The sequence below is a fragment of the Micromonospora sp. CA-240977 genome (assembly GCF_050942285.1).
GTDB lineage: Bacteria > Actinomycetota > Actinomycetes > Mycobacteriales > Micromonosporaceae > Micromonospora.
The window spans coordinates 1,452,837-1,478,235 of the sequence record NZ_CP192055.1 but is presented as its reverse complement, the minus strand read 5'-3'; the positions used below and the strand labels follow the sequence as shown (position 1 = coordinate 1,478,235).

At 72.7% G+C, this 25,399-nt stretch carries 21 protein-coding genes; 5 read left to right on the top strand and 16 right to left on the bottom strand.

What is annotated here, in order from left to right:
* Nucleotides 1–71 precede the first annotated feature (71 nt).
* Nucleotides 72–1,244, top strand: a complete 1,173-nt coding sequence (locus ACQPWW_RS06950; protein ID WP_433130281.1) for a PQQ-dependent sugar dehydrogenase — start codon at nt 72–74, stop codon at nt 1,242–1,244.
* Nucleotides 1,245–1,304: 60 nt separating this feature from the next.
* Nucleotides 1,305–2,927 carry a metallophosphoesterase gene (locus ACQPWW_RS06945; RefSeq protein WP_433130279.1) on the top strand — a complete coding sequence of 541 codons (1,623 nt, stop codon included), beginning with the start codon at nt 1,305–1,307 and terminating at the stop codon, nt 2,925–2,927.
* 49 nt (nt 2,928–2,976) lie between these two features.
* Here the strand turns inward: ACQPWW_RS06945 and ACQPWW_RS06940 are convergent, their stop codons facing one another.
* The 6 genes from ACQPWW_RS06940 to ligA all read right to left on the bottom strand — a co-directional run bounded on the left by ACQPWW_RS06940 (nt 2,977) and on the right by ligA (nt 14,025).
* The gene (locus ACQPWW_RS06940; protein WP_433130277.1) at nt 2,977–5,334 is read right to left on the bottom strand and encodes a transketolase-like TK C-terminal-containing protein; all 2,358 of its coding nucleotides are present in this window, start codon (nt 5,332–5,334) and stop codon (nt 2,977–2,979) included.
* Nucleotides 5,335–5,452: 118 nt separating this feature from the next.
* Entirely contained in the window at nt 5,453–6,952 is a 1,500-nt protein-coding gene (gatB, locus tag ACQPWW_RS06935; RefSeq protein ID WP_433130275.1) for an Asp-tRNA(Asn)/Glu-tRNA(Gln) amidotransferase subunit GatB, read from the bottom strand.
* A gap of 212 nt (nt 6,953–7,164) precedes the next feature.
* Nucleotides 7,165–8,640, bottom strand: coding sequence for an Asp-tRNA(Asn)/Glu-tRNA(Gln) amidotransferase subunit GatA (gatA, locus tag ACQPWW_RS06930; protein WP_433130273.1), 1,476 nt, complete (start codon nt 8,638–8,640; stop codon nt 7,165–7,167).
* Nucleotides 8,637–8,942, bottom strand: a complete 306-nt coding sequence (gene gatC / locus ACQPWW_RS06925) for an Asp-tRNA(Asn)/Glu-tRNA(Gln) amidotransferase subunit GatC (protein ID WP_433130271.1) — start codon at nt 8,940–8,942, stop codon at nt 8,637–8,639. The genes gatA and gatC overlap by 4 nt, the downstream gene beginning before the upstream one ends.
* A 146-nt stretch (nt 8,943–9,088) precedes the next feature.
* Complete coding sequence (locus ACQPWW_RS06920; RefSeq protein WP_433134180.1) at nt 9,089–11,731, bottom strand: putative bifunctional diguanylate cyclase/phosphodiesterase; 2,643 nt, start codon at nt 11,729–11,731, stop codon at nt 9,089–9,091.
* A gap of 158 nt (nt 11,732–11,889) precedes the next feature.
* Nucleotides 11,890–14,025, bottom strand: a complete 2,136-nt coding sequence (ligA, locus tag ACQPWW_RS06915) for an NAD-dependent DNA ligase LigA (protein ID WP_433130269.1) — start codon at nt 14,023–14,025, stop codon at nt 11,890–11,892.
* Between the two features lie 386 nt (nt 14,026–14,411).
* On the opposite strand from ligA, the gene ACQPWW_RS06910 reads away from it, so the two are divergent.
* A complete protein-coding gene (locus ACQPWW_RS06910) occupies nt 14,412–14,954 on the top strand; it encodes a type II toxin-antitoxin system PemK/MazF family toxin (protein ID WP_433130267.1) in 543 nt (180 codons plus the stop codon).
* A gap of 140 nt (nt 14,955–15,094) precedes the next feature.
* On the opposite strand, the gene ACQPWW_RS06905 is transcribed toward ACQPWW_RS06910, so the two are convergent.
* The 6 genes from ACQPWW_RS06905 to ACQPWW_RS06880 form a co-directional block, all read right to left on the bottom strand.
* Nucleotides 15,095–15,460, bottom strand: coding sequence for a VOC family protein (locus ACQPWW_RS06905; protein ID WP_433130265.1), 366 nt, complete (start codon nt 15,458–15,460; stop codon nt 15,095–15,097).
* Between the two features lie 36 nt (nt 15,461–15,496).
* Nucleotides 15,497–16,501, bottom strand: a complete 1,005-nt coding sequence (locus ACQPWW_RS06900; RefSeq protein ID WP_433130263.1) for a methionine synthase — start codon at nt 16,499–16,501, stop codon at nt 15,497–15,499.
* A gap of 37 nt (nt 16,502–16,538) precedes the next feature.
* Nucleotides 16,539–17,612, bottom strand: a complete 1,074-nt coding sequence (gene mnmA, locus ACQPWW_RS06895; RefSeq protein WP_433130261.1) for a tRNA 2-thiouridine(34) synthase MnmA — start codon at nt 17,610–17,612, stop codon at nt 16,539–16,541.
* Nucleotides 17,613–17,760: 148 nt separating this feature from the next.
* Entirely contained in the window at nt 17,761–18,936 is a 1,176-nt protein-coding gene (locus ACQPWW_RS06890; RefSeq protein WP_433130259.1) for a cysteine desulfurase family protein, read from the bottom strand.
* Between the two features lie 103 nt (nt 18,937–19,039).
* Nucleotides 19,040–19,693, bottom strand: coding sequence for a class F sortase (locus ACQPWW_RS06885; protein WP_433130257.1), 654 nt, complete (start codon nt 19,691–19,693; stop codon nt 19,040–19,042).
* Nucleotides 19,690–20,520 (bottom strand): DUF4397 domain-containing protein, encoded by an 831-nt coding sequence (locus tag ACQPWW_RS06880; protein ID WP_433130255.1) that lies wholly within the window; start codon nt 20,518–20,520, stop codon nt 19,690–19,692. Before ACQPWW_RS06880 ends, ACQPWW_RS06885 begins: the two co-directional genes overlap by 4 nt.
* 230 nt (nt 20,521–20,750) lie before the next feature.
* Here ACQPWW_RS06880 and ACQPWW_RS06875 point away from each other — a divergent pair, with 230 nt between their 5' ends.
* Together ACQPWW_RS06875 and ACQPWW_RS06870 are read left to right on the top strand one after the other, a co-directional pair.
* Entirely contained in the window at nt 20,751–21,353 is a 603-nt protein-coding gene (locus ACQPWW_RS06875) for an RNA polymerase sigma factor (RefSeq protein WP_433130253.1), read from the top strand.
* Nucleotides 21,307–22,137 carry an anti-sigma factor gene (locus ACQPWW_RS06870; RefSeq protein WP_433130251.1) on the top strand — a complete coding sequence of 277 codons (831 nt, stop codon included), beginning with the start codon at nt 21,307–21,309 and terminating at the stop codon, nt 22,135–22,137. Before ACQPWW_RS06875 ends, ACQPWW_RS06870 begins: the two co-directional genes overlap by 47 nt.
* 95 nt (nt 22,138–22,232) lie before the next feature.
* Here the strand turns inward: ACQPWW_RS06870 and ACQPWW_RS06865 are convergent, their stop codons facing one another.
* From ACQPWW_RS06865 to ACQPWW_RS06850, 4 genes are all read right to left on the bottom strand, one after another.
* A complete protein-coding gene (locus ACQPWW_RS06865; RefSeq protein ID WP_184182135.1) occupies nt 22,233–23,192 on the bottom strand; it encodes an electron transfer flavoprotein subunit alpha/FixB family protein in 960 nt (319 codons plus the stop codon).
* A gap of 14 nt (nt 23,193–23,206) precedes the next feature.
* On the bottom strand, nt 23,207–23,986 hold the full coding sequence (locus tag ACQPWW_RS06860) for an electron transfer flavoprotein subunit beta/FixA family protein (RefSeq protein WP_433130249.1): 780 nt from the start codon (nt 23,984–23,986) through the stop codon (nt 23,207–23,209).
* 188 nt (nt 23,987–24,174) lie between these two features.
* Complete coding sequence (locus ACQPWW_RS06855) at nt 24,175–24,582, bottom strand: hypothetical protein (protein ID WP_433130247.1); 408 nt, start codon at nt 24,580–24,582, stop codon at nt 24,175–24,177.
* A 2-nt stretch (nt 24,583–24,584) separates the two neighbouring features.
* On the bottom strand, nt 24,585–25,382 hold the full coding sequence (locus ACQPWW_RS06850) for a GNAT family N-acetyltransferase (protein ID WP_433130245.1): 798 nt from the start codon (nt 25,380–25,382) through the stop codon (nt 24,585–24,587).
* Between the last annotated feature and the right edge of the window lie 17 nt (nt 25,383–25,399).

Genomic DNA, 25,399 nt, shown 5'->3' with positions numbered 1-25,399 from the left:
CGGTGCGCCGGCCGGGGTCGCCGGCACCCATCGGACTCGACCGGGCCGTCCGGCGGGCTACCCTGGGCCGGGTGAGAGCCCGTCCCCCGTACCCTCGCGTCCGTAGCCTCCGGGTGGCCCTCGCGGCGTCCTGCGCCGCACTGCTGCTCACCGCGGGTTGCAGCTTCGGCGAACCGGAGCCCGACCCGGCCGGCGAGCCGCCCAACCTGCCGACCCCGTCCGCGTCGGCGAGCCCCGGCGGCGCCGGCCAGCAGGCGGTGGCGACGGTCCTCGCGAAGGGTCTGCGGGTGCCGTGGGCCATCGCCTTCCTGCCGGACGGGGCCGCGCTTGTCACCGAACGGGACAGTGGTCGGATCGTGCAGGTCGGCCCCGAGTCCGGGCCGGACGGGCTGCGGATCCGCCCGGTGCAGACGATCGCCGACGTGGCCGCGGCCGGCGAGGGCGGCCTGCTCGGCATCGCCGTCTCCCCCGACTACGCCAAAGACCGCACGCTCTTCGTCTACTACACCGCCGAGCGGGACAACCGGGTCGCCCGGCTGCAACTCGGTGGGCAGCCCACCCCGATCCTCACCGGCATCCCCAAGGCCAACGTGCACAACGGCGGCGGGTTGGGTTTCGGCCCGGACGGGCAGCTCTACGTCAGCACCGGTGACGCGGGTCAGCGTCCCCTCTCCCAGGACGTGAAGAGCCTCGGCGGCAAGATCCTCCGGATCACCCGGGACGGCAAGCCCGCCGCTGGCAACCCGTACCCCGGTTCCCCGGTCTGGTCCCAGGGGCACCGCAACGTCCAGGGCTTCGCCTGGGACGCCGCCAAGCGGATGTACGCCGTCGAGTTCGGCCAGAACACCTGGGACGAGATCAACCAGATCACCAAGGGCGACAACTACGGCTGGCCGGAGGTCGAGGGGCGGGCCGGCGACCGACGGTTCACCGACCCGATCACGCAGTGGGCGACCGAGGACGCGTCCTGCTCGGGTCTGGCCGCCACGGACCGGCTGCTTGTCACCGGCTGCCTACGCGGCAAACGCCTCTGGGTGATGGAGCTGACCGACACCGGCACGCTGCTCGGTCAGCCCAGTGAGCTGCTCACCAACCGGTACGGCCGACTGCGCGCGGTCGCCGCCGCACCGGACGGTTCGCTCTGGGTGAGCACCTCCAACCACGACGGGCGAGGCAGCCCCGCCGGCGACGACGACCGGCTCCTGCGGGTGGTCTTCGCGGGCGGCGACGGCGGCCGCAGCTGACTTCGTCACCATCCGTTCAGGTTTACCAAGATCCTCCGATGGGCAGGTCAGAATCTCAGCATGGACGGGCAGCGCGACGAGCAGCACGACGACGCCGGTGACCGGGACGTCCCGGTGACCGACGGCGATTCGCCACGCCCGAGGCGCTCACTGGTCGCCCCCGGCGGCCCGCTGCGCCGCATCGGGCTGATCGTCGCCGTCCTCGCCGTCGCCCTGGCCGGCGCGGTGCTCGGGGTGCTGGCCGGCGGTCGGGTGGACACCGACATCGGGCCGTTCCGGGCCAACCTCAGCATCTCCCCCGCCCGCGACGGCGGCACCACCGTCGACATACCGCCGCTCGGCGCGCTGCTGCTCGACAGCCACGACGGGCCGACCCACCTCACCGTGCGGCTGGGCGCGCTCGACCAGGGACGCACCGAGGCGCTGATCGACGACCCGGCAAGCATCAGCCGGGCCAGCCAGAGCGCCGTGGAGGACGTCCGCTCCGGTGTGATGCGGCTCGGCCTGCGGGCCCTCGGCGCGTCGGTGCTCGTCACCCTCATCCTGGCCGGGCTGATCTTCCGCAACGTCCGACGGACCGCCTGGGCGGGTGGGCTCGCGCTGCTTGTCACCGCCGGGAGCCTCGGCACGGCGGCGGCCACCATCCGTCCCCAGGCGATCGAGGAGCCCCGCTACGAGGGGTTGCTCGTCAACGCGCCCGCCATCGTCGGCGACGCGCGCCGGATCGCCAACGACTACACGAAGTACGCGGAGCAGTTGCAACGCCTCGTCGGCAACGTCAGCCAGCTCTACACCACCGTCTCGGCGCTCCCGCTGTTGGAGCCGACCCCGGGCACCACGCGGGTGCTGCACGTCTCCGACATGCACCTCAACCCGACCGGCTGGCAGCTGATCCGGACGGTGGTGGAGCAGTTCGGCATCGACGTGGTGATCGACACCGGCGACATCACCGACTGGGGCAGCGAGCCGGAGGCGTCCTTCGTCGGCTCGATCAGCCTGCTCAAGAAGCCGTACGTCTTCATCCGGGGCAACCACGACTCCGGCAAGACCGCCGCCGCCGTCGCCCGCCAGCCGAACGCGATAGTGCTGAACAACTCGACGACGACAGTCGCCGGGCTGACCATCGCCGGCATCGGCGACCCCCGCTTCACCCCGGACAAGAACACCTCCCCCGCCGGCAGCGGCCTCACCCAGCAGGTTGCCGACCAGGTGATCGGCGCGGGCGAGCAGCTCGCGACAACTGTGCGCCGCGCACCCCAGCCGGTGAACATCGCGCTTGTGCACGACCCGGCGTCGGCCGGGCCGCTCTCCGGCACCTGCCCGCTGGTGCTGGCCGGGCACACCCACGCGCGGCAGGTGTCCCGGTTGCCCCAGGTGCCCGGCCAGCAGCCCACCGCACTGATGGTCGAGGGTTCCACCGGCGGCGCCGGCCTGCGCGGCCTGGAGGGCGAGAAACCCACGCCGCTGACGATGACGGTTCTCTACTTCGACCAGCAGAAGATGCTCCAGGCGTACGACGACATCACAGTGGGCGGCACCGGCCAGTCCCAGGTGAACCTGGAGCGGCACGTGGTGGCCGATCCGGCGCAGGGCGCGCCGGCGTCGGTCACCCCGACGCCGAGCGGGGGCGCGCCGGGGTCACCCGACCCCCTGCAGAGCCCGACCCCATCCCCGACCAGCTGATCCCGGCCCCCCGCGGCCGGCTCCGTGCGCTGACCCAGTCGCGGCCGGGTCAGCGCAGGGCGATGGCGGCCAGGGCGGCGTTGACGATGCTGCCGGGCAGCAGGTCGTGCAGGTCGTACAGCTCGGCGACGCTGCCGGACTGGCCGAACTCGTCCACGCCGAGCGGCACCGCCGGCGCGCCGACCGCCGAACCGAGCCAGGCCATCGCGTGCGACGCGGCGTCGTGCACTGTCACCACCGGCACTCGGTCGGCGAACGCGGACCGCAGCGCGCCCGGCACGCTGGGCACCGTGGCCGTCCGTACGCCCTGGCGCAGGGTGCGCTGCCAGGCCCGGTAGAGCCGGTCGAGGCTCGTCACGTCCACCACGTGCGCGGCGATGCCCTCGTCGGCCAGCTCCGCCGCGGCGGCCAGCACCTCGGGCAGCACCGCGCCGGAGGCGGCCAGTTGCACCACCGGGGCGTCGACCAGGTGCGGGTACGCCTGGTGCGCGTCGACCAGCCGGTACGCCCCGGCGACCACCTGCCGGCGCAGCACCGCGTCACCGAGCCGGGTCCGGGCCGCCTCGAACGGCGCCTGGTCCAGCGGGCGGGTGCTCAGCCGGAAGTAGTACGCGCCGTCCTCGGCGGGCGCGGCGGTCGCCGCCGGGGTCGACCCGCCGGCGATCTGCCCCAGCGCGTCGCAGAGCAGCCAGTCCAGGCTGGCCGCGTACGCCGGTTCGACGAAGGTCACCCCGGGCAGTTCCAGGCCCACCGACGCGGTGATCGTGGACTGGTGGGCGCCACCCTCCGGAGCGAGGGTGATGCCGGACGGGGTGCCGGCCACCACGAACCGGGAGCCCGAGTAGGTGCCGTACAGGAACGCGTCGAGGCCGCGCAGCACGAACGGGTCGTAGACAGTGCCCACCGGCAGCAGCGGCTGCCCGGACAGGTCCCAGGACAGGCCGAGCTGACCGAGCAGCAGGAACAGGTTCATCTCCGAGATGCCCAGCTCGATGTGCTGCCCGGCGGGGCTCTCCGTCCAGCGCAGCATCCGGTCCTCGGTCCAGGAACGCTGCTCGGTGGGGGCGAACACCCCGGTCTTGTTGATGAACCCGGCCAGGTTGGTGGAGGTGGCCACGTCCGGGGCGGTGGTCACCAGGTAGCGGCCCACCTCCCGGTTGCGCGCCAGGTCCACAAGCACCCGCCCGAAGACCTCCTGCGTGGAGATCGGCTTGGTCGCGCGTACTCCAGTGCTCTCCGGGACGGTGACCCCCAGCGCGCGCTCGCGGGGCGCGCGGGACAGCGCCTCCCGGCGGGCGCCGGCCCGGATGCCGGCCGGTGACGCCGGGTCCAGGCGGTCCCACTCGGTCTCGGCGGTCAACCCCTGCGCGGCCCGCAGTGTGTCGACCTGCTCGGAGCTGAGCAGCGCGGAGTGGTTGCGCGGGTTGCCGGCGATGGGCAGACCCCAACCCTTCACCGTGTACGCGAAGACGACGCTGGGCCGGTCGGTGACCGCGTCGCACTGGGCGTACGCGTCGAGCATCGCGGACAGGTCGTGCCCGCCCAGGTCGGTGACGAGCGGGCTCAGCTCCTCGTCGCTGACGTGCGCGATCAGCTCGTCGATGCCCGCCGGCGCGCCGTCCAGGAACTGCTTGCGCAGCACCGGGCCGGTCAACCCGAACAGTGACTGGTACTGCTCGTTGGGCATCGCGTCGATCCAGTCGCGCAGCGCCTCGCCACCCGGCCGGGCGTACGCCTCGGCGAGCCGCCGACCGTACTTGACCTCCACGACGTGCCAGCCGGCCGCCTCGAACTGGCCGCGCCACTGGTTGATCCGGATGCCCGGCACCACCCGGTCCAGCGACTGCCTGTTGAAGTCGACAAGCCACATGACGTTGCCCAGCCCGGTGGTGGCGGGGTCGGCGACCGCCTCCCAGATGTTGCCCTCGTCCAGCTCGGCGTCACCGATCAGCGCCACGAACCGGGAGTGCGGTCGGGCCCCGAAGTGCGCGTCGACGTACCGCCGGGTGGCGGCGGCGAAGAGCGGCGCCGCCGCGCCCAGCCCCACCGACCCGGTGGAGAAGTCCACCTCGTCGGGGTCCTTGGTCCGCGACGGGTACGACTGGAGGCCGCCGCGGGCCCGCAGCCGGGGCAGGTAGGAGCGGTCCAGGTTGCCGAGCAGGTACTGGATGGCGTGGAACACCGGGGACGCGTGCGGCTTCACGGCGACCCGGTCCTCGGCGTCCAGGTGCGCGAACCACAGCGCGGTCATCGCCGTGACGAGGGAGGCGCTGGACGCCTGGTGGCCGCCGACCTTCACCCCGTCACCGGTGGCCCGGTCGTGGTTGGCGGCGTCCACGATCCGGGTGGCGAGCCAGAGCACCCGCCGCTGGATCTCGTCGAGGACATCGAGGTCGTGCTGGGTCACGGTGGCTCCATTCGGGCGTCGCCGTTGACGCCCTCGCGAGGGGTGCGGGGTGGCCGCGTGGTCGACAGGTTGACGGAAGGCCGCCACCGGGTCGCGGCGGCGGCCTTCCGGGTGGGTCTCAGCCCTGGACGCCGAGGCGCTCCAGGATCAGCTCACGCAGGGTCTTCGCGTCGGCCTGGCCCCGGGTGGTCTTCATGACCGCGCCGACCAGCGCGCCGACCGCGGCGACCTTGCCGCTGCGGATCTTGTCGGCGATGGCGGGGTTCGCGGCGATCGCCTCGTCCACGGCGGCGGTGAGCGCGCCGGTGTCCGACACGACCTCCAGGCCCCGGTTGGTCATGATCTCGGTAGGCGAACCCTCACCGTCGACCACGCCCTCCAGCACCGTCCGGGCCATCTTGTCGTTGAGCTTGCCGGCGTCGACAAGCCCCTGCAACTCGGCGACCTGGGCCGGGGTGGCGCCGATCTCGGCCAGCTCCACGCCGCTCTCGTTGGCCCGGCGGGACAGCTCACCCAGCCACCACTTGCGGGCCGCCGCCGGGGTGGTGCCCGCCGCCACGGTGGCCTCGATCAGCTCGACCGCGCCGGCGTTCAGCACCGACTGCATGTCCAGGTCCGACAGGCCCCACTGCTCCTGGAGCCGACGCCGGTGCACCCGGGGCAGCTCCGGCAGCGCCGCCTTCAACTCGGCGACCCAGGCCGGATCCGGGGCGACCGGCACCAGGTCCGGCTCCGGGAAGTACCGGTAGTCGGTGGCCGTCTCCTTCGAGCGGCCCGGGGTGGTGTCGCCGGTGTCCTCGTGGAAGTGCCGGGTCTCCTGGGTGATCCGGCCGCCCGCGTCGAGCACCGACGCCTGCCGCAGCATCTCCGAACGGACCGCGCGCTCCACCGACCGCAGCGAGTTGACGTTCTTCGTCTCGGTACGGGTGCCCCACTCCTGGCCCGGCAGATTGAGCGAGGTGTTCACGTCGCAGCGCAGCGAACCCTCCTCCATCCGCACGTCCGAGACGCCGAGGGTGCGGATCACGTCGCGCAGCTCCGTGACGTACGCCTTGGCCACCTCGGGGGCGAGCGCTCCGGTGCCCGTGATCGGCTTGGTGACGATCTCGACGAGCGGGATGCCGGCCCGGTTGTAGTCGACGAGCGACTCGGTCGCGCCGTGGATGCGGCCGGTGGCGCCACCGACGTGCAGCGTCTTGCCGGTGTCCTCCTCCAGGTGCACCCGCTCGATCTCGATCCGCACCGTCTCGCCGCCCACCTCGACGTCCAGGTAACCGTCGATGCAGATCGGCTCGTCGTACTGGCTGATCTGGAAGTTCTTCGGCATGTCCGGGTAGAAGTAGTTCTTCCGGGCGAACCGGCACCACTCGGCGATCGAACAGTTCAACGCGAGGCCGATCCGGATGATCGCCTCGATCGCCGCCTTGTTGGCCACCGGCAGCGACCCGGGCAGGCCCAGGCAGACCGGGCAGACCCGGGTGTTCGGCGCGCCACCGAAGTCGGTCGGGCAGCCGCACCACATCTTGGTGTTCGTGCCCAGCTCGACGTGGGTCTCCAGGCCGATCACCGGTTCGAAGCGCGCAACGACCTCGTCGTACGCGGGCAGTGTCGTGGTCATGAGACGCTCCAGGCGCGATCCGGACAGAACCTGTCCAGCCTAATGGGGTTGCCGGGTAGGGCGTCGCCCGGGTTTCCCGACCCCCGGCGAGCAACGCTACCGATGTGTCCGCGGCGGCACCGGGGCACTTGTCGCGTCGGCGCGACCGGGCGGGGATGTGACACCGGCGCCGGCCCCGACGGACGGATCCGTCGGGGCCGGTGGCGGCGGCGTTACAGCGTCGGCGGAGTGAACGTGCCGATGGCGGACTCCAACGCGGCGGCGACCCGGTACATCCGGTCGTCCGCCATCGTCGGGGCCATCACCTGCAAACCGACAGGCAACCCCTCGGAGAGCCCACAGGGCACCGAGATGCCCGGCCCGCCGTACAGGTTCGTCGGGATCGTGTACAGGTCGGCCAGGTACATCTGGTACGGGTCGGCGGTACGCGTGCCGATCGGGAACGCCACCGACGGCGTGGTCGGCGAGATCAACGCGTCGACCTGCTCGAACGCCGTGTTGAAGTCCCGGGTGATCAGCGTCCGGACCTTCTGCGCCTGCCCGTAGTACGCGTCGTAGTAACCCGACGACAGCGCGTACGTGCCGACCATGATGCGGCGCTTGACCTCCGGGCCGAAGCCGGCCTCCCGGGTCAGCGACATGACCTCCTCCAGCGACCGGTTGCCGTCGTCGCCGACCCGCAGGCCGAACCGGACGCCGTCGAACCGGGCCAGGTTGGAGGAGCACTCGCTCGGGGCGATCAGGTAATACGCCGGCAGCGCGTACGAGAACGTCGGGCAGGAGATCTCCACGACCTCGGCGCCCATCTTGGTCAGGGCGTCCACCGACTCGCGGAACGCCGCCATCACGCCCGGCTCGGCGCCCTCGCCGACGAACTCGCTCACGATGCCGAGCCGCATGCCGGTCAGGTCACCTGTCGCGCCGCGCTTCGCCGCCGCCACCACGTCCGGCACCGGCTGCGGGATCGAGGTGGAGTCCCGCGGGTCGTGCCCGCCGATCACCTGGTGCAGCAGTGCCGCGTCGAGCACGTTCCGGGCGCACGGGCCGGGAGTGTCCAGCGACGAGGAGAAGGCGACAAGCCCGTAGCGGGAGGTGCCGCCGTAGGTGGGCTTCGCGCCCACGGTGCCGGTGACCGCTCCGGGCTGGCGGATCGAGCCGCCGGTGTCCGAGCCGATCGCCAGCGGCGCCTCGTACGCGGCCAGCGCGGCGGCGCTGCCACCACCCGAGCCGCCCGGGATCCGGCTCAGGTCCCACGGGTTGTGCGTCGGCCCGTACGCCGAGTATTCGGTGGAGGAGCCCATCGCGAACTCGTCCATGTTGGTCTTGCCGAGCATCACCGTGCCGGCGTCACGCAGCCGCTGCACGATCGTCGCGTCGTACGGCGGACGCCAGCCCTCAAGGATCTTGGAGCCCACGGTGGTCGGGACGCCCCGGGTGGCGAGCACGTCCTTGACCGCGACCGGCACACCCGCGAGGGGGCCCAGCTCCTCGCCGGCGGCGCGGCGCTCGTCGACCGCGCGGGCCGCGGCGAGCGCGCCGTCGGTGTCGACGTGCAGGAAGGCGTGCACCCGGTCGTCGACAGCGGCGATCCGGTCCAGGTGCGCCTGGGTCACCTCGACGGCGGAGGTCTCGCCCCCGGCGACCAGGGCCGCGATCTCCGTCGCGGTCATTCTGGTCAGATCGCTCATGAGGCCACATCCTCGGTCAGGATCCGCGGTACGCGGAACCGCTGGTCCTCGGCGTCGGGCGCGCCCGACAGCGCCTCCTCCGGGGTCAGGCACGGCGTCACCACGTCCTCGCGGAAGACGTTTGTCAACGGCACCGAGTGCGAGGTCGGCGGAATGTCCGCGGCGGCGACCTCGCCGACCTGGGCGACCGCCTGGAGGATCTCGTCGAGCTGACCGGCGAACGTGTCCAGCTCCTCCTCGGTGACGGCGAGCCGCGACAGGCGCGCCAGGTGCGCGACCTCCTCGCGGGAGATGGCGGCCATCCGTGCCCCCTTCTGATGTCCTGCTGGTCGGGCGGTGTGCCGGCCGCGCGACGACTGGAGCGTGACGCGCGGTGACCGGAGCGAGTCTATTGTTCCGCTCCGGCGCCGCGTCCCCGGACTCCCCCTCCGGCGGCCCTCGTGCCGGGTCAGCGGGTGGGGCGGCGCGCGATGTCCGCCTGCGGGTGCCCGCCGGTGGGGCGCACCGGCCGGTACCGGGCCAGCCAGGTGACAAGCTCCGCGGCGGGCATGGGTCGGGCGTAGAACCAGCCCTGCGCCGCGTCGCAGCCAGCGGCGTGCAGCATCCGCCAGGTCCGTTCGTCCTCGACGCCCTCGGCCACCACCCGCAATCCCAGCGCCCCGGCCAACTCGATCATCGACCGGACGATCGCCGCGTCGTCGGCGTCGTCGGCCATGCCGAGGACGAACGACCGGTCCACCTTCACCTCGGACAGCGGCAACCTGCGGAGGTGTTGCAGCGAGGAGTAGCCGGTGCCGAAGTCGTCAAGCGCGATGCCCACCCCGATCCGGTGCAGCTGGGAGATGGTCGCCAGCACCCGGCGCGGGTCGGCCATCAACGCACCCTCGGTGATCTCCACCTGTAGCCGCTCGGCCGGCACCCCGTAGCGGGCCAGCCGGTCGGCGATCTGGTCGGCGATCTCGCCGGTGTGCAGGTCGCGCACGCTCACGTTCAGCGCCGCGCGCAGACCGATGCCGGCCGCCGACCACTTGGCGAGCTGCTCCACCACGTCGTCGACCACCCGCCGGGTGAGCAGCCGCATCACCGCGCTCTGCTCGGCGACCCGGATGAGCTCCTCCGGGTCGACCATGCCCCGTCGCGGGTGTCGCCACCGCAGCAGGGCCTCGACACCGACCACCTCGCCGGTAGCGATGGCGATCTGCGGCTGGTAGTACATGGTGATTTCCCCGGCGTCGTCGGGCGGCCCGCCGTCGGCGTGCGCCCACCCCGTCGGTTCGAGCGGTCGCCCGGGTGAGTCCGGTCCGATGTCCCGCGCCGGCCCGAGGCCGCCGTTGCCCAGCGCGGCGACCGCGCTGGCGTTCGGGGACCGCCGGCCGTTGCCGAGCCCGGCGCGTCGCTCCCGAGCCCGACCCGACCGGTTGCCGGTGACCGCGGCACGGGTGTTGCGGCCCCGGATCGGGTCGGCGCCGGTGGCGATCTGGTTGATCAGCTCGTCGGCGTGCGGCAGTTCGGCGTCGTCGCGCCGACGGCGTCCCCACCAGCGGCCACCCGACGACGGCGCCGTCGCGACCGCCGGCGCCGGGTCCGTGTGCGGGGCGGCCTCGGCCGGCGTCCCGGTGGGCAGCGCCGCCCCGTCGCCGCCGCGCACCTCGGCCGTCGCATTCAGGGGTACGCCGACCACCTCACTTGGCCCGCCGTCCCGGCCGTGCCCGTCACCCCGTTCGGGCGCGCCCTCACGGTGGCGGTGAGCGGCCGGCTCGGCGTCGAACGGCCCGTCGACCGGTGGGCCGGACTCGAGCACCCGGCGCAGGTCGGCGAGGAGACCGAGACGCTCGGCGGAGTTGTGGTCGGACTCGGGGGCGTAGACGGCCACCGTGTCGTTGCGGTGCTTGGCGTCGTACATCGCCACGTCGGCGTGGCGCATCAGGGTGGCGAAGTCCTCACCGTGTTCGGGAAAGAGGGCAATCCCGATCGACCCGCCCACGTCCAACGGAAGCCCGTCGAGCGGCACCGGCTCGGCCAGCGCCTCGACCACCTGGTCGGCCAACTCCCGCGCCTGACCGACGTCGGTCAGCCCGGTCATCACGATGGCGAACTCGTCGCCGCCGAGCCGGGCGATCATCTGCGGTCGGGGCCGCACGTCGGTGAGCCGCGCACTCACCTCGACCAGCAGCCGGTCGCCCACGGCGTGCCCGAGGGCGTCGTTCACGTTCTTGAAGCGGTCCAGGTCGATCAAGAGCAGCGCCAACTGGCCGTCGGGTTCGCCACGGGCCGTCCGCTCGGCGTGCACGTGCACCTGCTCGGCCACCTCGGCCAACAGGGCCTTGCGGTTGGGCAGACCGGTCAGCGGGTCGGCGGCGGCGAGGTGCTGCTGTTCGACGGTCAGCCGCGCCATCCGGTAGACGGCGAACAGCGGCACCAGCACCAGCGGGATCAGCGCCGCGCTGACCCGCGCCGCGGCGACCAGCACCGGGGCGAGCAGCAGCAGTGAGCCGGTGGACAGCAACTCGAAGCCGAGGCCCTGCCGCAGGGTGGGCCACCACCGGCCCCCGAAGCGCAGCCGCACCGCCCAGCTGACCAACCCGTAGTTGACGACGAACCAGGCAAGCGTCGCGCCGCCGACGGCAGCCACGTCGGTCCAGTGCAACCGCCCGCCGGAGAAGATGGTGCCGGGCCCGAGCAGGAGCACGCCGTACCCGGCGGCGAGGGCACACGCGTACTGCCCGACGTTGAACGCCGTCCGCCACGCCGCGTGCCGCATCCGCCAGCCCGAGACGACCACCCCCACCGCCTGCACCAGCACCGCCGGGCCGAGGCCCCAGCCGAGCAGGATCGCGAAGGTGAAGCAGGTCGAGGGGAACACCGCCGAGGTCTGCCGACGCCCTGGCGGGACGAACGGGCGGGCATCGCAGACCACGGCGAGCGCGGCCATCGTCCAGAACGCCACAGGCAGCCCGGACACCTCGTCGGGAAGCGTCGCGAGTGGAACGGCGGCGGTTGCCGTGGCCACCACCAGGATGCCGACGACGAAGGCAGTGAACGGTGCCACCCGTCCCGGGGGCAGTGAGTTGCGTGGGTCGGCGACCTCCACGACACCCTCCCGACCGACCGTCGGCGTGCCGGTGCGCACGCCGTGACCCAATGAAACGCCCTCGGGCCCTGGTTTCCCCGTATGACAGTCACGAATCGGTCGTAGTCGTAATTAAGTTGGTATACGCGACCAGTCGCCACCCGACGCCGGGCGCGCGGTCAGCCGCCCGGTTGGGCGACCTCCCGTGCGGCGTCCGGGCCCGCGTCCAGCAGGAGCTGGAACCCGGCCTCGTCGAGCACCGGCACCTTGAGGCTGGCCGCCTTGTCGGCCTTGGACCCCGGGTTGTCCCCCACCACCACGAAGCTCGTCTTCTTGGAGACCGACCCGCTGACCTTGCCGCCCCGGCTCTGGACGGCCTCGGCGGCCTGGTCCCGGGAGAAACCGGCGAGCGTGCCGGTCACCACCACCGTCAACCCCTCCAGCGGGCGCGGCCCCTCGTCGCCCGCCTCCTCCGCCATCCGTACGCCGGCCTCGGCCCACTTGCGGACGACCTCGCGGTGCCAGTCGACAGCGAACCACTCGCGGAGGCTCGCCGCGATGGTCGGCCCGACCCCGTCGACCGAGGACAGCTCCTCCTCGCTGGCCGCGTCGATGGCGTCCATCGAGCGGAAGTGCCGGGCGAGCGCCTGGGCCGCGGTGGGGCCGACGTGCCGGATGGAGAGCGCCACAAGCACCCGCCACAGGTCCCGTTCCCGGGCGACCGCCAGATTGTCCAGCAACTTGCTGGCGTTGCTGCCCAGGCTGCCGTCCTTGTTGACGAAGAACGGGGACCGGGCCAACTGCTCGGCGTCGAGCTGGAACAGATCGCCCTCGTCCGCGATGACCTCCGCGTCCAGCAGGGCCGCCGCGCCCTTGTAGCCGAGCGCCTCGATGTCGAAGGCGCCTCGACCGGCAAGGTGGAACACCCGCTCGCGCAGCTGGGCCGGGCAGCTGCGGGTGTTGGGGCAACGGATGTCGACGTCGCCCTCCTTCGACGGCGCGAGCGGAGTGCCGCAGGCCGGGCAGGTCGTCGGCATGACGAACGGCCGGGCGTCGGCGGGACGCAGGTCGACCACCGGGCCCAGGACCTCGGGAATCACGTCGCCGGCCTTGCGCAGCACCACCGTGTCACCGATCAGCACGCCCTTGCGCTCGACCTCGCGGGCGTTGTGCAGGGTCGCGAGCGCGACTGTGGAGCCGGCCACCCGCACCGGCTCCAGCACGGCGAACGGGGTGACCCGCCCGGTGCGCCCCACGTTGACGTCGATGTCGAGCAGCTTGGTGGTGACCTCCTCCGGCGGGTACTTGAAGGCGATCGCCCACCGGGGCGCGCGGCTGGTCGAGCCCAGCCGGCCCTGGATGGAGACCGGGTCGACCTTGACCACCACGCCGTCGATCTCGTGCTCGACGTCGTGCCGGTGCTCGGCGTAGTAGCCGATGTATTCCGCGACGCCGGCCAGGTCGGGAACGACCCGCCAACGGTCGCTGGTCGGCAACCCCCAGGACCTGAGCGCCGCGTACGACTCGGACTGCGCGCTGGGCTGGAACCCCCGGCGGGCGCCGATGCCGTGCACCACCAGCCGCAGCGGCCGGGAGGCGGTGACCCGTGGGTCCTTCTGCCGCAGGCTGCCCGCCGCGGCGTTGCGCGGGTTGGCGAAGGGCGCGCGGCCCTGCTCCACCAGGCCGGCGTTGAGATCGGCGAACGCGGCGACCGGGAAGTAGATCTCGCCCCGCACCTCCACCAGCTCGGGAACGTCCGGGAATTCGGCGGACGGCGTGAGCTGGCTGGGGACGTCCCGGATGCTGCGCACGTTGGCGGTGACGTCCTCACCGGTGCGGCCGTCACCCCGGGTGGCGGCCCGGACCAGCCTGCCCTTCTCATAGGTCAGGTTGATGGCCAGCCCGTCGACCTTCAGCTCGCACAGGTAGGGCACCGGGCCACCAGCGTCCCGTTCGACCCGCTCGGCCCAGGCGGCCAACTCCTCGTCGGCGAAGGCGTTGTCGAGGGAGAGCATCCGTTCGGCGTGGGTGACCGGGGTGAAGTCGGTGGAGAACGTGCCGCCCACGCGCTGGGTCGGCGAGTCGGGTGTCCGCAGCGCCGGGAACTCCGCCTCCAGCGCCTCCAGCTCGCGCAACTGCCTGTCGAAGTCGGCGTCGGGAATGGTCGGCGTGTCAAGCACGTAGTAGCGGTACTGATGCTCGGTCAGCTCCTGGCTGAGCGTGGCATGCCGCTCCCGGGCCTGCGGCGTCGGCTCAGCCCCGGCCGCCGCCTCCTGCGCCGGGCTGACCTGCTGACCGATCTGCTCCTCGGACACACCGCCACCTTCGGACACGCCTGCGACCTCCCTGATCACGCTACTCCGGCACGGTATCGGGCCGGTGGGACAATCCGTCGCCCGCCCGTGCCCGCAGCGACGTCGCCCTCAGCTCGAGGGCCGTTTCCACCTGGTGCTCGGTGGCCGTCGCCGGGCCGATTCAGCCAGTCGACATCACGTGATCAAGGGTGGAGCGCCTCGGGTGGCGGGGCGGCCGCGGAGTGGTTGGCGGGCGGCCCGGGCGGCGGCGTGCGAGGATCGCCGGACGGAGCGGGCGTGCCCCTCTATCTGCGGACCGGTGAGCGGCCGGGGGCCGCCGGAGGCGCAGGTGCGCCCGCCGAGAGGCGGAGGCGGAAGGTAGTTCCGCCGGGAGGCAGGAGGTGGCGATGCCCGAGGCGTTGCTCTGGGCGGCGGCGATCCTGTTGGCCGTTGCCGCGGGTTGGGCATGGAACAGCTGGCGGCACCGGGTCTCCACCCGACCCTCGGGCACCCGACCGGGTCGCGGCGGCACGGCCCGCACCGGTGGTCGTCGTTCCGCCCCGCCCCGACCGCGCGGCGCCGACCGACCGGCCGCCACGTCCCGCTCACGCGACACCGGCCGGCCGGATGCCCCGGCGCCCGGCGAGATCTGGTGGGCCGACGTGCCGTACGCCGACGGCAGCGGGTCGAAGGTGCGGCCCTGTCTGGTGCTGCGCGCGGACGCCCGGGGCGCCGACGTCCTGAAGATCACCAGCCAGGACAAGAGCGACCGGGACGACCACGTGCGCATCCCCACCCGGGAGTGGGACCCCGGCGCGGAGCACGACAGCTACCTCAGCCTGACCGAGCCGATCCGGCTCGACCCCGCCGCCTTCGCCGACCACGCCGGCCGCTGCGACGCCGACCTGTGGCGCACGGTACGCAGCCTGCGCCACCTGCCCACCGCCTGACCACCCCGGTCGCCGGCACGGCGCGGCGGCGGGCATGACCGACTCGGTCTCCTGAAAACCGGGGCATCAGCGGCCCCGCGACACCCCGACTTCCACGAACCCGAGTCGATCACCACCAGCCGCCGCAACCCACGCGGGAGTCAGTCCCAGCAGAGGCAGAACGGGTGGCCGGCCGGGTCGGCGTAGACCCGGAAACCCTCGCCCTCGCCCGGCAGCCGCCGGGCACCGAGCGCGAGCGCCGCCTTCTCCGCGCTCTCGATGTCGTCCACCGTCACGTCCAGGTGGAACTGCTGGGGGCGCTCCGGATCCGGCCAGGCCGGTGGCCGCAGGTTGAGCGCCTGCTGGAAGGCGAGACGCGGCTGGTGACCGGGCGGACCGCCGAGCACCACCCAGTCGCTCTCCGTCTCGCTCTCGGCGAGGGGCACGCCGAGCAGCTCGGCGTAGAACATCGCCAGCGCCCGCGGATCCGGGCAGTCGATCACCACTGAACGCAGCTGTCCAATCATGACCGTCATCCTGCCCACCGGGTACGACAGGAAACCTCACACCTCGGCGAGCCGCCGGCCGGCGTCCCGGCACGCCGCGAGCACCGCCCGCGCGTACTCCGGGGTGGCACCGGCGAGACCGCAGGCCGGGGTGACCACCACCTGTTCGGCGAGCTGCCGACGGGGAAAGCCGAGGCGGTCCCAGACCTGGCGTACCCGGTCGGCGATCTGCGCGGAGGTCGGCGCGCCACCGGCCGACGGCGGTCGGGTCGACGCGGCCCCGGCCAGCAGTCCGAGGCCGGCGTCGAGCGCCTCGCCGAGCGGGTCCAGCTTGGTGACCAGATCGAGGTCGAGGGCGACCGCGACGGCGCCGGTGGAGCGGATCAGCTCCAGCGGCACGTCCGGGGCGCAGCAGTGCACAAGCGTCGGTACGCCGACCGCGTCGACGACAGAGCGCAGCAGCGCGGCCGCGTCCACCGGGTCGACCGCCCGGTACGCGCCCAGCCCGCTCTCGGTCGGCACCCGCCCGGCCAGCACTGTCGGCAGGGACGGCTCGTCCAGTTGGAGCAGCACTGACGCCCGGGGCAGCCGCCGGGTCACCGCCGCGACGTGCGCGCGCAGCCCTTCGGCGAGGGAGCCGGTCAGATCACGCACCGCGCCAGGGTCACGCAACAGGCGACCACCGATCGGCAGCTCCAGGGACGCGGCAAGCGTCAGTGGACCGGCGGCCTGCAGCTTGATCGGCCCGGCGTACTCCTCGGCCTGCTCGGCGAGCTGGTCCAGGTCGCGTTCCATCAGGTCAGCGGCCCGGCGCAGGTCGCGACCCGGGCGTGGGGCGACCCGCCAGCGTCCGGCGTACACCTCGACGGGAAGCTCGACAAGCAGCCCGGCGGACCGGCCGATCATGTCCGCGCCGGGACCACGGGCCGGCAACTCCGGCAGGTGGGGCAGGTCGGGAAGCTCACCGAGGACCACCCGCTGGGCCTCGCCGATGTCGGTGCCGGGCAGCGAACCAATTCCGGTTGCCGCGCCGGCCGGCCAGGGCCACGCCTGATCTGTCACGGCCGAAGGCTATCCCGGGAACACCCGGGCCGTGCGGTCAGCCGGTGATGGTCGCGGAGCCGAGGACCACGTCACCGGCCGGGTCCGCCCGGTACGCGACGACGGCCTGCCCGGCGGCGACGCCGCGTACCGGCCGGCGCAGCTCGGCGTGCAGCCGGTCGCCGTCGAGGGCGACGGTCGCCGGCACCACGTCGCCGTGCGCGCGCAACTGCACCTCGCACTCGACGGGCGCGTCCGGACGTGCGCCGCCGGTCCAGACCGGCCGGACGGCACGGACCTCGGACACCTCCAGCGCCTCGGCGGGGCCGACGGTCACCGTGTTGGTCTTCGGCGTGATGGAGAGCACGTAACGCGGCCGGCCGTCCGGGGCCGGCCGGTCCAGGTGCAGCCCACGCCGCTGCCCCACCGTGTACGCGTACGCGCCGCTGTGGCTGCCGACGACCGCGCCGGTGGTGGCGTCCACCACGTCGCCGGGCGCCTCGCCGAGCCGCCCGGCCAGGAAGCCGCGGGTGTCACCGTCGGCGATGAAGCAGATGTCGTGCGAGTCCGGCTTGTCGGCCACCGCCAGGCCACGCTCGGCGGCCTCCGCGCGGACCTGCGCCTTCGTCGAGTCGCCAAGTGGGAAGATCGACCGGTCCAGCTGCTCGCGGGTGAGCACTGCCAGCACGTACGACTGGTCCTTGGCGAGGTCGACACTGCGTCGCAGCAGCCCGTCCGGGCCGAGCCGGGCGTGGTGCCCGGTGACCACCGCGTCGAAGCCCAGGGCCACCGCCCGGTCCAGCACCGCCGCGAACTTGATCTTCTCGTTGCAGCGCAGGCAGGGGTTCGGTGTGCGTCCGGCGGCGTACTCGGCGACGAAGTCGTCCACCACGTCCTCGTGGAAGCGGTCGGCCATGTCCCACACGTAGAACGGGATGCCGATGACGTCGGCGGCCCGCCGTGCGTCCCGGGAGTCTTCCAGCGTGCAGCAGCCGCGCGCCCCGGTGCGGTAGGTCTGCGGGTTGCGGGCCAGCGCCAGGTGCACCCCTGTCACGTCGTGCCCGGCCGCCACGGCCCGTGCCGCCGCCACGGCCGAGTCAACCCCGCCCGACATCGCCGCCAGAACCTTCACCAGCACATTCCCTTCCCACCGCGCTTCTTCCGACCCCACCCAACCCTATCCACCCAGCCCAGCGCAGCCCAGCGGCCGCCGACCCGACCCGGCCCGCCGATCCTGGCGTCGGGGCGCCCCGTCCGCTGACCACTGGGCGCGGGGAGCGCTAGCGGGGGGTACGGAGGGCTGCGGCTCTGCGGGCGCGGTCCACCGCCGCGGGCAGAGCCGCGATGAGGGCGTCCACGTCGGCCTGGGTGCTCGTGTGGCCGAGGGAGAAGCGCAGCGAGGAACGGGCGCGGTCGTCGTCGGCGCCCATCGCCAGCAGCACGTGTGAGGGTTGCGCCACCCCCGCGGAGCAGGCCGACCCCGTCGAGCAGGCGATGCCCTGGGCATCGAGCAACAGCAGCAGGGCGTCGCCCTCACAGCCCGGGAAGGAGAAGTGCGCGTTGCCGGGGAGTCGGTCGCTCGGGTCACCGTTGTAGATCACCTCGGGCACCGCCCGACGCACCCGCTCGATCAGGTCGTCGCGGAGCGCGGCCACCCGGGCCGCGTACTCCTGCTGGCCCTTCACCGCCGTCTCGACGGCGACCGCGAAGGCGACGATGCCGGCCGTGTCCAGGGTGCCGGATCGGATGTCACGTTCCTGACCACCGCCGTGCAGCAGTGGGGTGGCCGCCACGTCCCGGGCGAGCAGCAACGCGCCCACCCCGGTCGGGCCGCCCAACTTGTGCCCGGTGACGGTCAGCGCGGCGACGCCGCTGGCGCCGAAGTCGACGGGCACCTGACCGATCGCCTGGATGGCGTCGGTGTGGAACGGCACGCCGTGCTCGGCCGCGACGGCGGCCAGCTCGGCGATCGGCTGGATGGTGCCCACCTCGTTGTTGGCCCACATCGCGGTGACCACTGCCACCCGGTCGGTGTGCCTGGCCAGCTCGGCGCGCAGGTCCTCCGGGTCGAGCCGACCGGCGGCGTCCACCGGCAGCCAACCGACCTCGGCGCCCTCGTGCTCGACGAGCCAGTCGACAGCGTCCAGCACCGCGTGGTGCTCGACGGCGCTGGAGACCACCCGACGGCGGTCCGGGGCGACCCCCCGGCGGGCCCAGAAGATGCCCTTGACCGCGAGGTTGTCGCTCTCCGTGCCACCACCTGTGAAAATCACCTCGGAGGGCCGGGCGCCCAGCACCGCTGCCACCTTCTCGCGGGACTCTTCGACCCGGCGGCGGGCGCGACGACCCGCCGCGTGCAGGGAGGACGCGTTGCCGACCTCGCGGGCGGTGGCGACGTACGCCTCCAGTGCCTCGTCGAGCATCGGAGTCGTCGCCGCGTGATCCAGGTAAGCCATCGCCGTTCAGCCTACGGCCGACACCGCGACGCCCGGATGCCGGAGGGGACCGGGGCGACGGCCGGGGTGGAATATCCCACCCCGGCCCTGGCGGCGGCCCCGGTCAGGCGGGCACCGCGGTGACGACGATGTTGTCGCGGTACTTGCGCGCCCTGGCGTCGAACGGCCCGCCACAGGTGATCAGGGTCAGCCGGGGCTTGCCGTCCCTGGCGAAGTACCGGTCCAACGGAATTTTCGTCTTCGCGTACTCCTCCCGGGCGACGACCCGGTACCGCCGGGCCGTGCCGTCGCTGCCGGTCGCGGTCAGGGTGTCGCCCCTGTCGAGTTCACGGAGCCGGAAGAACGCCCCCCTGCCCTGCGTGGCGCTGTCCACGTGACCGGCGATGACCACCGAGCCGGCGGCCGCCTCCAGACCGGGTCCGTAGCGGTACCAGCCGATCTGGTCGACGCTCGGCGGCACCTCGAACTCGTTGGTCCGCTCGTTGATGCCGACCGCGTTGACGGTGGCGGTGACGTCGATCCCCGGGATGACAAGCCGTACCGGCGGGACGACCGCCGCGTCGGCCGGAAGCGCGCCGTCGGTGACCGGAACCGATGGGGCGTCGGCGGCCGGCGGCGGGGTGCTGGCCAGCGTGCTCGCCTCCTCGGCGCCCACGGTCCCCGCCGGCTGGGAGCCGCACGCCACAGCGGCGGCGACGGTGAGCGCGGCAACGCTGGCGGCCAGAGCCGCCAGCGCGCCGCGGTTGCGCACCGTCACGTGCGACCGGTCCGCGCGGTCGCCATCCGCACACCGCCGACCAGCAGCAGGAGTACGCCGGCACCGGTGAGCACGTACCACCAGGTGTCCACGCCCGTGCCGGCCTGACCGCCGTCACCGCTCGGCACGCCGCCCGGGGCGGAGTGCAGGCCGGTGATGGTCTGCGCCACCACACCGAGGGTCTTGCCCTCGGCGGAGCCGATCGCGTAGACGATCGTCGCGGTGCCCTCCTTGAGGTTGAGGTCCGCCGGGCCGATGGCCACGGTGTCGGTGTCGGCCAGCACCACGTCCGCCTGCACGCTGCCCGCGTCGACGTCGCCCTTGGCCTCCTTCGGGTTGGTGAGCCCCTTGAAGACCGGGGTGCCGCCGGCGCGTACGTCCACCGCCGGGGCGGCGGCGGTGTGCCGGACGATCAGCCGGGCCTTGCCGGCGTCGACCTTCGAGACGTCGTTCACGAACGGGGTGATCTTCGGCTGGCCGGCGGCGTCGAGGTGGGCCGCGATGCTGATGTTCCCGCCGCCCGGCACTGCCGCGTTGTCGACACTGAGGATCGCGCTGCCGATCGGCTCGCCCGGCTTGGTGAGCGCGATGTCGTAGTCGCCCTGCTCCAGGCTCAGCGGGCCGGCCACGGCACCGGGCTTGAAGTTCTCCAGCGTCTTCTTGCCGTTGACGTAGACGTCGACAGGGGTGTCCGGGATGCCGTGTACGACGGAGACCTTCGACGTGGCGGCGTACGCGGGGGTGGCGGTGAACGCGCCGACCCCGGCGAAGGCCAGCGCGGCGACCGCGCCGCCCGCCGCGACCCGACGCAGGGATGAGAGCTGCATGTCTGCCTCCTGATGATTGGTGCTGATTCGTCAGGCCTGGCTTGCAGAACGGGTTACGCCGTCGCCCGGACGGGTGGATGCGGGCCGGAGGCACTTTTCTTTTTCGGGCCCGCCCGCATCCGAATCGGGGTCGCGGGACGAAGAGCTGCTGAGATGACATCGACCGGGAGAGTGGGGCGGGGGCTGTGGCAGCTACAGTCGGGCATGCCCCATCGAAGGCGAGCCGCCCGATGACGGCCCCGCACGAGGAACCGGACCCCTCGGTGGACGACCTCGACCTCCGCTTCCGCGCGGGCGACGACGTGGCGCTGCGCGAGGCGTACGACCGGTACGGTCGGGCCGTGTTCCACCTGGCGACCTCGATGCTGGCCAACCGCGCCGACGCCGAGGACGTCACCCAGGCGACGTTCGTCGCCGCCTGGCTGGGTCGGGACACCTTCGACCCGGCCAAGGGATCGCTGATCGGCTGGCTGCTCGGCATCGGCCGGCGCAAGGTGATCGACCGGATGCGCGCCTCGGCCCGGGAGACCCGGGTGGTGGAGACGGTCCGGCAGCTGCCGGAGCCGGCGCACGCCGACCCGGACCCGGACCGCGTGGTGGACCGGTTGGTGATCGCCGACGAGCTGGCTCGTCTCCCGGACGACCAGCGACGGATGCTGGAGTTGGCCTTCTACGACGACCTGACACACCAGCAGATAGCCACGGTGACCGGAGTGCCGTTGGGCACCGTGAAGAGCCACATCCGGCGCGGCATGGCGAGCTTGAAACGCAGATGGGAGGTGGACGGTGCAGCACCTGGAGCACGAGCGGCTGGTCTTTCTGGCGCTCGGTGAGAGCGAGGCGGACGACGGGGAGAGCACCCACCTCGGCACCTGCGCGCACTGCCGGGCGGAGGTGGCGACCCTCCAGCGGGTGGCTGGCCTCGGCACCGAGACGCAGGGCCTGGCCGACCTGCCCGACCCGCCGCAGCACGTCTGGCAGGGCATCGCCGCCCAGGTCAGGGCGGCGGAGGCCACCGACATGACGGCCACCCGTTCCACCGGCGCGACGGGCGGACAGGCCGCCGCCACGGGCGAACAGACCACCGCCGTCACGGCCGAACAGGCCACCGGCACGACGGCCGGGCCGACGGTGACCCGGCTGGACTCGGCGCGACGAGCCCGCCGGGGCGCTCGCTGGTCGCGCTGGGCGGCCACCGCGGTGACCGCGGCAGCCGCCGCGGCGGTCGGCGTGGTGGGCACGGTCTCCGTGCTGCGACCGGACGACCCGGCCCCCACTCCGACGCAGGTGGTGGTGGCGAGCGCGCCGCTGGCGGCGTACGGGTCGACGCCCCCGGCGGCCAAGGGCGACGCCCGGGTTCTGCGGGACGGCCAACTACATCTGCATGTGGCGAATCTCCCGCGCGTCCCGGGGTACTACGAGGTTTGGCTCATCAACCCGACGACGATGGAGATGTTCTCGGTGGGCACCCTGGGCGGCGGTTCGGACGCGCTGCTGCCCCTGCCCCCGAACGTCGACCTCACCAGCTATTCGGTGGTCGACGTCTCCGCCGAGCGGTACGACAACAACACCCGCCACTCCGGCGACAGTCTGCTGAGGGGCACCCTGACGGGCTGATCGGCGGGCCGGTTCAGCTCCCCGGCCCGTCGATCAGCTCCCAACGAGGAGCAGTGGCCGCCCCGCGGAAGGGCGGCCACTGTCCTGTCGCGGTGTCACTTGCGCTTGCGGATCTCCTCGGCGGCCTGCGGGACGATCTTGAACAGGTCACCCACCACGCCGAAGTCGGCAAGCTCGAAGATCGGCGCCTCGCCGTCCTTGTTGACCGCGACGATGGTCTTCGAGGTCTGCATGCCGGCCCGGTGCTGGATGGCGCCGGAAATACCGAGCGCGACGTAGAGCTGCGGGGAGACCGTCTTGCCGGTCTGGCCCACCTGGAACTGGTGCGGGTAGAAGCCGGAGTCGACGGCCGCGCGGGACGCGCCGACGGCGCCGCCGAGCAGGTCGGCCAGCTCTTCGACCAGCTTGAAGTTGTCGGCGTTGCCGACGCCGCGACCGCCGGAGACCACCACACCGGCCTCGGTCAGCTCGGGGCGGGAGCCCTTCTGCTCGGCGACCCGCTCGACGACCTTCGCCAGCTTGTCGGTGTCGGTGACCGACACGGTGAGCTGCTCGATCGTCGGGGTGGCCGCCGCCGGGGCGGGGGTGACGGAGTTGGGCCGGACGGTGACAAGCGGCAGGCCCTTGGTGACCTTGGACTTGACGATGGTGGAGCCCGCGAAGGCGATCTGAGTGGCGGTGCCGTCGGCGTCCAGGCCGACCACGTCGGTCAGGATGCCGTTGTCCAGCTTGACGGCGAGCCGGGCGGCGATCTCCTTGCCCTCCTGGGCCGAGGCCAGCAGCACGGCGGCCGGCTGCACCCGCTTGACCAGCTCGGCCAGCACGGTGGCCTTGGGGGCCACCAGGTAGCCGTCGATCTCGTCACCCTCGGCGGCGTAGATCTTCTCCGCGCCGTACTCGCCCAGCTTGCCGCTCAGCGCCTCGGCGGCGCCGGCGCCGCCGAGCACCACCGCGCTCGGGGTGCCCAGCTCACGCGCGAGGGTGAGCATTTCCAACGTGACCTTCTTGACGCCGAATTCCTTGGTGGCTTCGACGACGACGAGAACCTCGGACATGTCAGACCCCCCTCTCACACGAACTTCTCGGTGGCGAGGAACTCGACAAGCTTGACGCCGCCCTCGCCCTCATCAGTGATCTTGGCGCCGCCGGAGCGCGGGGGGCGCTTGGTGTGCTCGACGACGGCGCTGGTGGCGCCGTCGAAGCCCACCTCGCTGGGCGCGACGCCCAGGTCGGCCAGGGAGAGCGTCTGCACCGGCTTCTTCTTGGCGGCCATGATGCCCTTGAAGGAGGGGTAGCGCGGCTCGTTGATGGTGTCCCAGACGGAGACCACGGCCGGGGTGGCGGCGGTGACCACCTCGTAGCCCTCCTCGGTCTGCCGCTCGACGGTCAGCGTGCTGCCGTCGACGGTGAGCTTGCGGGCGCCGGTGAGCGCCGCGACGCCCAGCCGCTCGGCGATCATGTGCGGCATGACCTGGACCCGGCCGTCGGTGGACTCGGCACCGCAGATGACCAGGTCAGCGCCCAGTTGACCGAGAGCGGCGGCGAGCACCTTCGAGGTGGCGACGGCGCAGGAACCGTGCAGGGCGTCGTCCAGCACGTGCACGGCCTTGTCCGGGCCCATGGAGAGCGCCTTGCGGATCGACTCGGTCGCCCGGTCCGGACCCATGGTCAGGATGGTGACCTCACCGCCGTGCGCCTCCTTGATCTTCAGCGCCTCCTCGATGGCGTACTCGTCCATCTCGTTGATCACGTTGTTCGCCGAACCGCGGTCGACGGTGTTGTCGTCATTGCGCAGGTTGCGGTCCGCGCCCGAATCAGGCACCTGCTTGACGAGTACGACGATATTCATCGCGCTTCGACGACCCTCCTGTGTGGTGATGCGATTCGCTCGCCCGGTCTGGGGCGCAGCGTCGCGCGTCGGTCGACGCCAGGTCAACCGCGGGCTGCTGTGCAGTTGCCCACCAGGCAATGTTACCTGCCAGTAGGTTGCGCTCCCCGGCGCACTCAGAGTGACACAGCTCACCGGCAGGCAGCCGGTCAGGCCGGCTCGGCCAACGCGCTCCGAACCTGGTCGATGGCCGCCGCCTCGGTGGACGTCACCCCGCCGTGCGCCCGGGCCACCCGGTCCGCCGCATCCAGCACCACCGCGCGGTACGCGTCCACGTCCTGCGGTGACTTGTCGCGCAGGATCAGCACCGCCTGACGCAGCGCCGGCAGCACCACCGACTCGATCTCCAACTGCGAGTCCCGGGGAAGCAGCGGCAACGGGCCGGTCGTCAGCGCCTCCTTGATCGCCCCGCTGGCGTCGGCGAGCGCGCCGGACGCGGCGATGCTCTCCCGGATCACCGCCAGCACTCCCGGATCGGCGTTGGAGACCAGGAACACGGCACCGAAGGCACCGGTCTTGAGCGTCATCCGGTCCGCGTCCGTCAACCGCTGCTCCATGATCACGGAGTGTAGACGTACGGGGTGGTGGTGGTGACCGCCACGAGGCCGAGCCGCTGGAGGATCGGCCGGCTGTCCTCGGAACAGTCGACCTGCATGAGCGTCCGACCTCGCTGCTCGGCCAGCCGCGCCCGGTAGTTGACGAGCGCCCGGTAGATGCCCCTCTGTCGCCACTGCGGCAGGGTCGAGCCGCCCCACAGGGTGGCGAAGCCGGTGTTCGCCGGGAACCGCACCCAGCCGGCGCTCACCACCGTCTCGCCCGCCTCGGCCACCACGACGGTGATCGAGTTCGGGTCGGCGTCGATCTCCTTGGCCAGACCCGTGACGAGATGCGAGCGGTCCTCCTGCCAGACCTCCTCCTCCATGGCGGCGATCCGCTCCAGGTCGGCGCGAGAGGTCACCTCACGCAGGCGTACCCCCTCGGGGGTGACCGGCAGCGCGGCGGCCAGCGGGGCGACCGGCCCGACCACGACGGTCTCCCGGTCCTCCGGCACGAAGCCGGCGGCGCGCAGCCGGTCCGCCAGGTCCGCCGGTTCGTCGTGCTCGTTGAGCTTCCACTCGACCGACAGGCCACGCTCGCGGAACAGCCGAACCTGCCGGGCGATCAACTCGTCAAGCGCCTCCCCGGTGAGTCCGCCCAGGTCGCGGTAGGTGAGGAAGCCGCCGGCGTCGAGCCCGACGATGCGGACCAGCGGCCCGTCCCGCTCCACCGTCACCCCGGCCGGGATCGGGTCGGGGATCTCCGGGCGGAGTTGGTTGTCGTAGGCGGCACGCAAAGTCATCACGTCGAGATCGGTCACCGAGTCAGGCTAAGCGG

What these genes read in the sequence shown, in the direction of transcription:
- ACQPWW_RS06880 (WP_433130255.1), bottom strand. Translation starts at nt 20,520, where the DNA reads ATGCAGCTCTCATCCCTGCGTCGGGTCGCGGCGGGCGGCGCGGTCGCC.
- ACQPWW_RS06910 (WP_433130267.1), top strand. Translation starts at nt 14,412, where the DNA reads ATGCCCGAGGCGTTGCTCTGGGCGGCGGCGATCCTGTTGGCCGTTGCC.
- ACQPWW_RS06865 (WP_184182135.1), bottom strand. Translation starts at nt 23,192, where the DNA reads ATGTCCGAGGTTCTCGTCGTCGTCGAAGCCACCAAGGAATTCGGCGTC.
- gatB (WP_433130275.1), bottom strand. Translation starts at nt 6,952, where the DNA reads ATGACCACGACACTGCCCGCGTACGACGAGGTCGTTGCGCGCTTCGAA.
- ACQPWW_RS06875 (WP_433130253.1), top strand. Translation starts at nt 20,751, where the DNA reads ATGACGGCCCCGCACGAGGAACCGGACCCCTCGGTGGACGACCTCGAC.
- ACQPWW_RS06860 (WP_433130249.1), bottom strand. Translation starts at nt 23,986, where the DNA reads ATGAATATCGTCGTACTCGTCAAGCAGGTGCCTGATTCGGGCGCGGAC.
- ACQPWW_RS06890 (WP_433130259.1), bottom strand. Translation starts at nt 18,936, where the DNA reads ATGGCTTACCTGGATCACGCGGCGACGACTCCGATGCTCGACGAGGCA.
- gatA (WP_433130273.1), bottom strand. Translation starts at nt 8,640, where the DNA reads ATGAGCGATCTGACCAGAATGACCGCGACGGAGATCGCGGCCCTGGTC.
- ACQPWW_RS06855 (WP_433130247.1), bottom strand. Translation starts at nt 24,582, where the DNA reads ATGGAGCAGCGGTTGACGGACGCGGACCGGATGACGCTCAAGACCGGT.
- ACQPWW_RS06905 (WP_433130265.1), bottom strand. Translation starts at nt 15,460, where the DNA reads ATGATTGGACAGCTGCGTTCAGTGGTGATCGACTGCCCGGATCCGCGG.
- gatC (WP_433130271.1), bottom strand. Translation starts at nt 8,942, where the DNA reads ATGGCCGCCATCTCCCGCGAGGAGGTCGCGCACCTGGCGCGCCTGTCG.
- ACQPWW_RS06945 (WP_433130279.1), top strand. Translation starts at nt 1,305, where the DNA reads ATGGACGGGCAGCGCGACGAGCAGCACGACGACGCCGGTGACCGGGAC.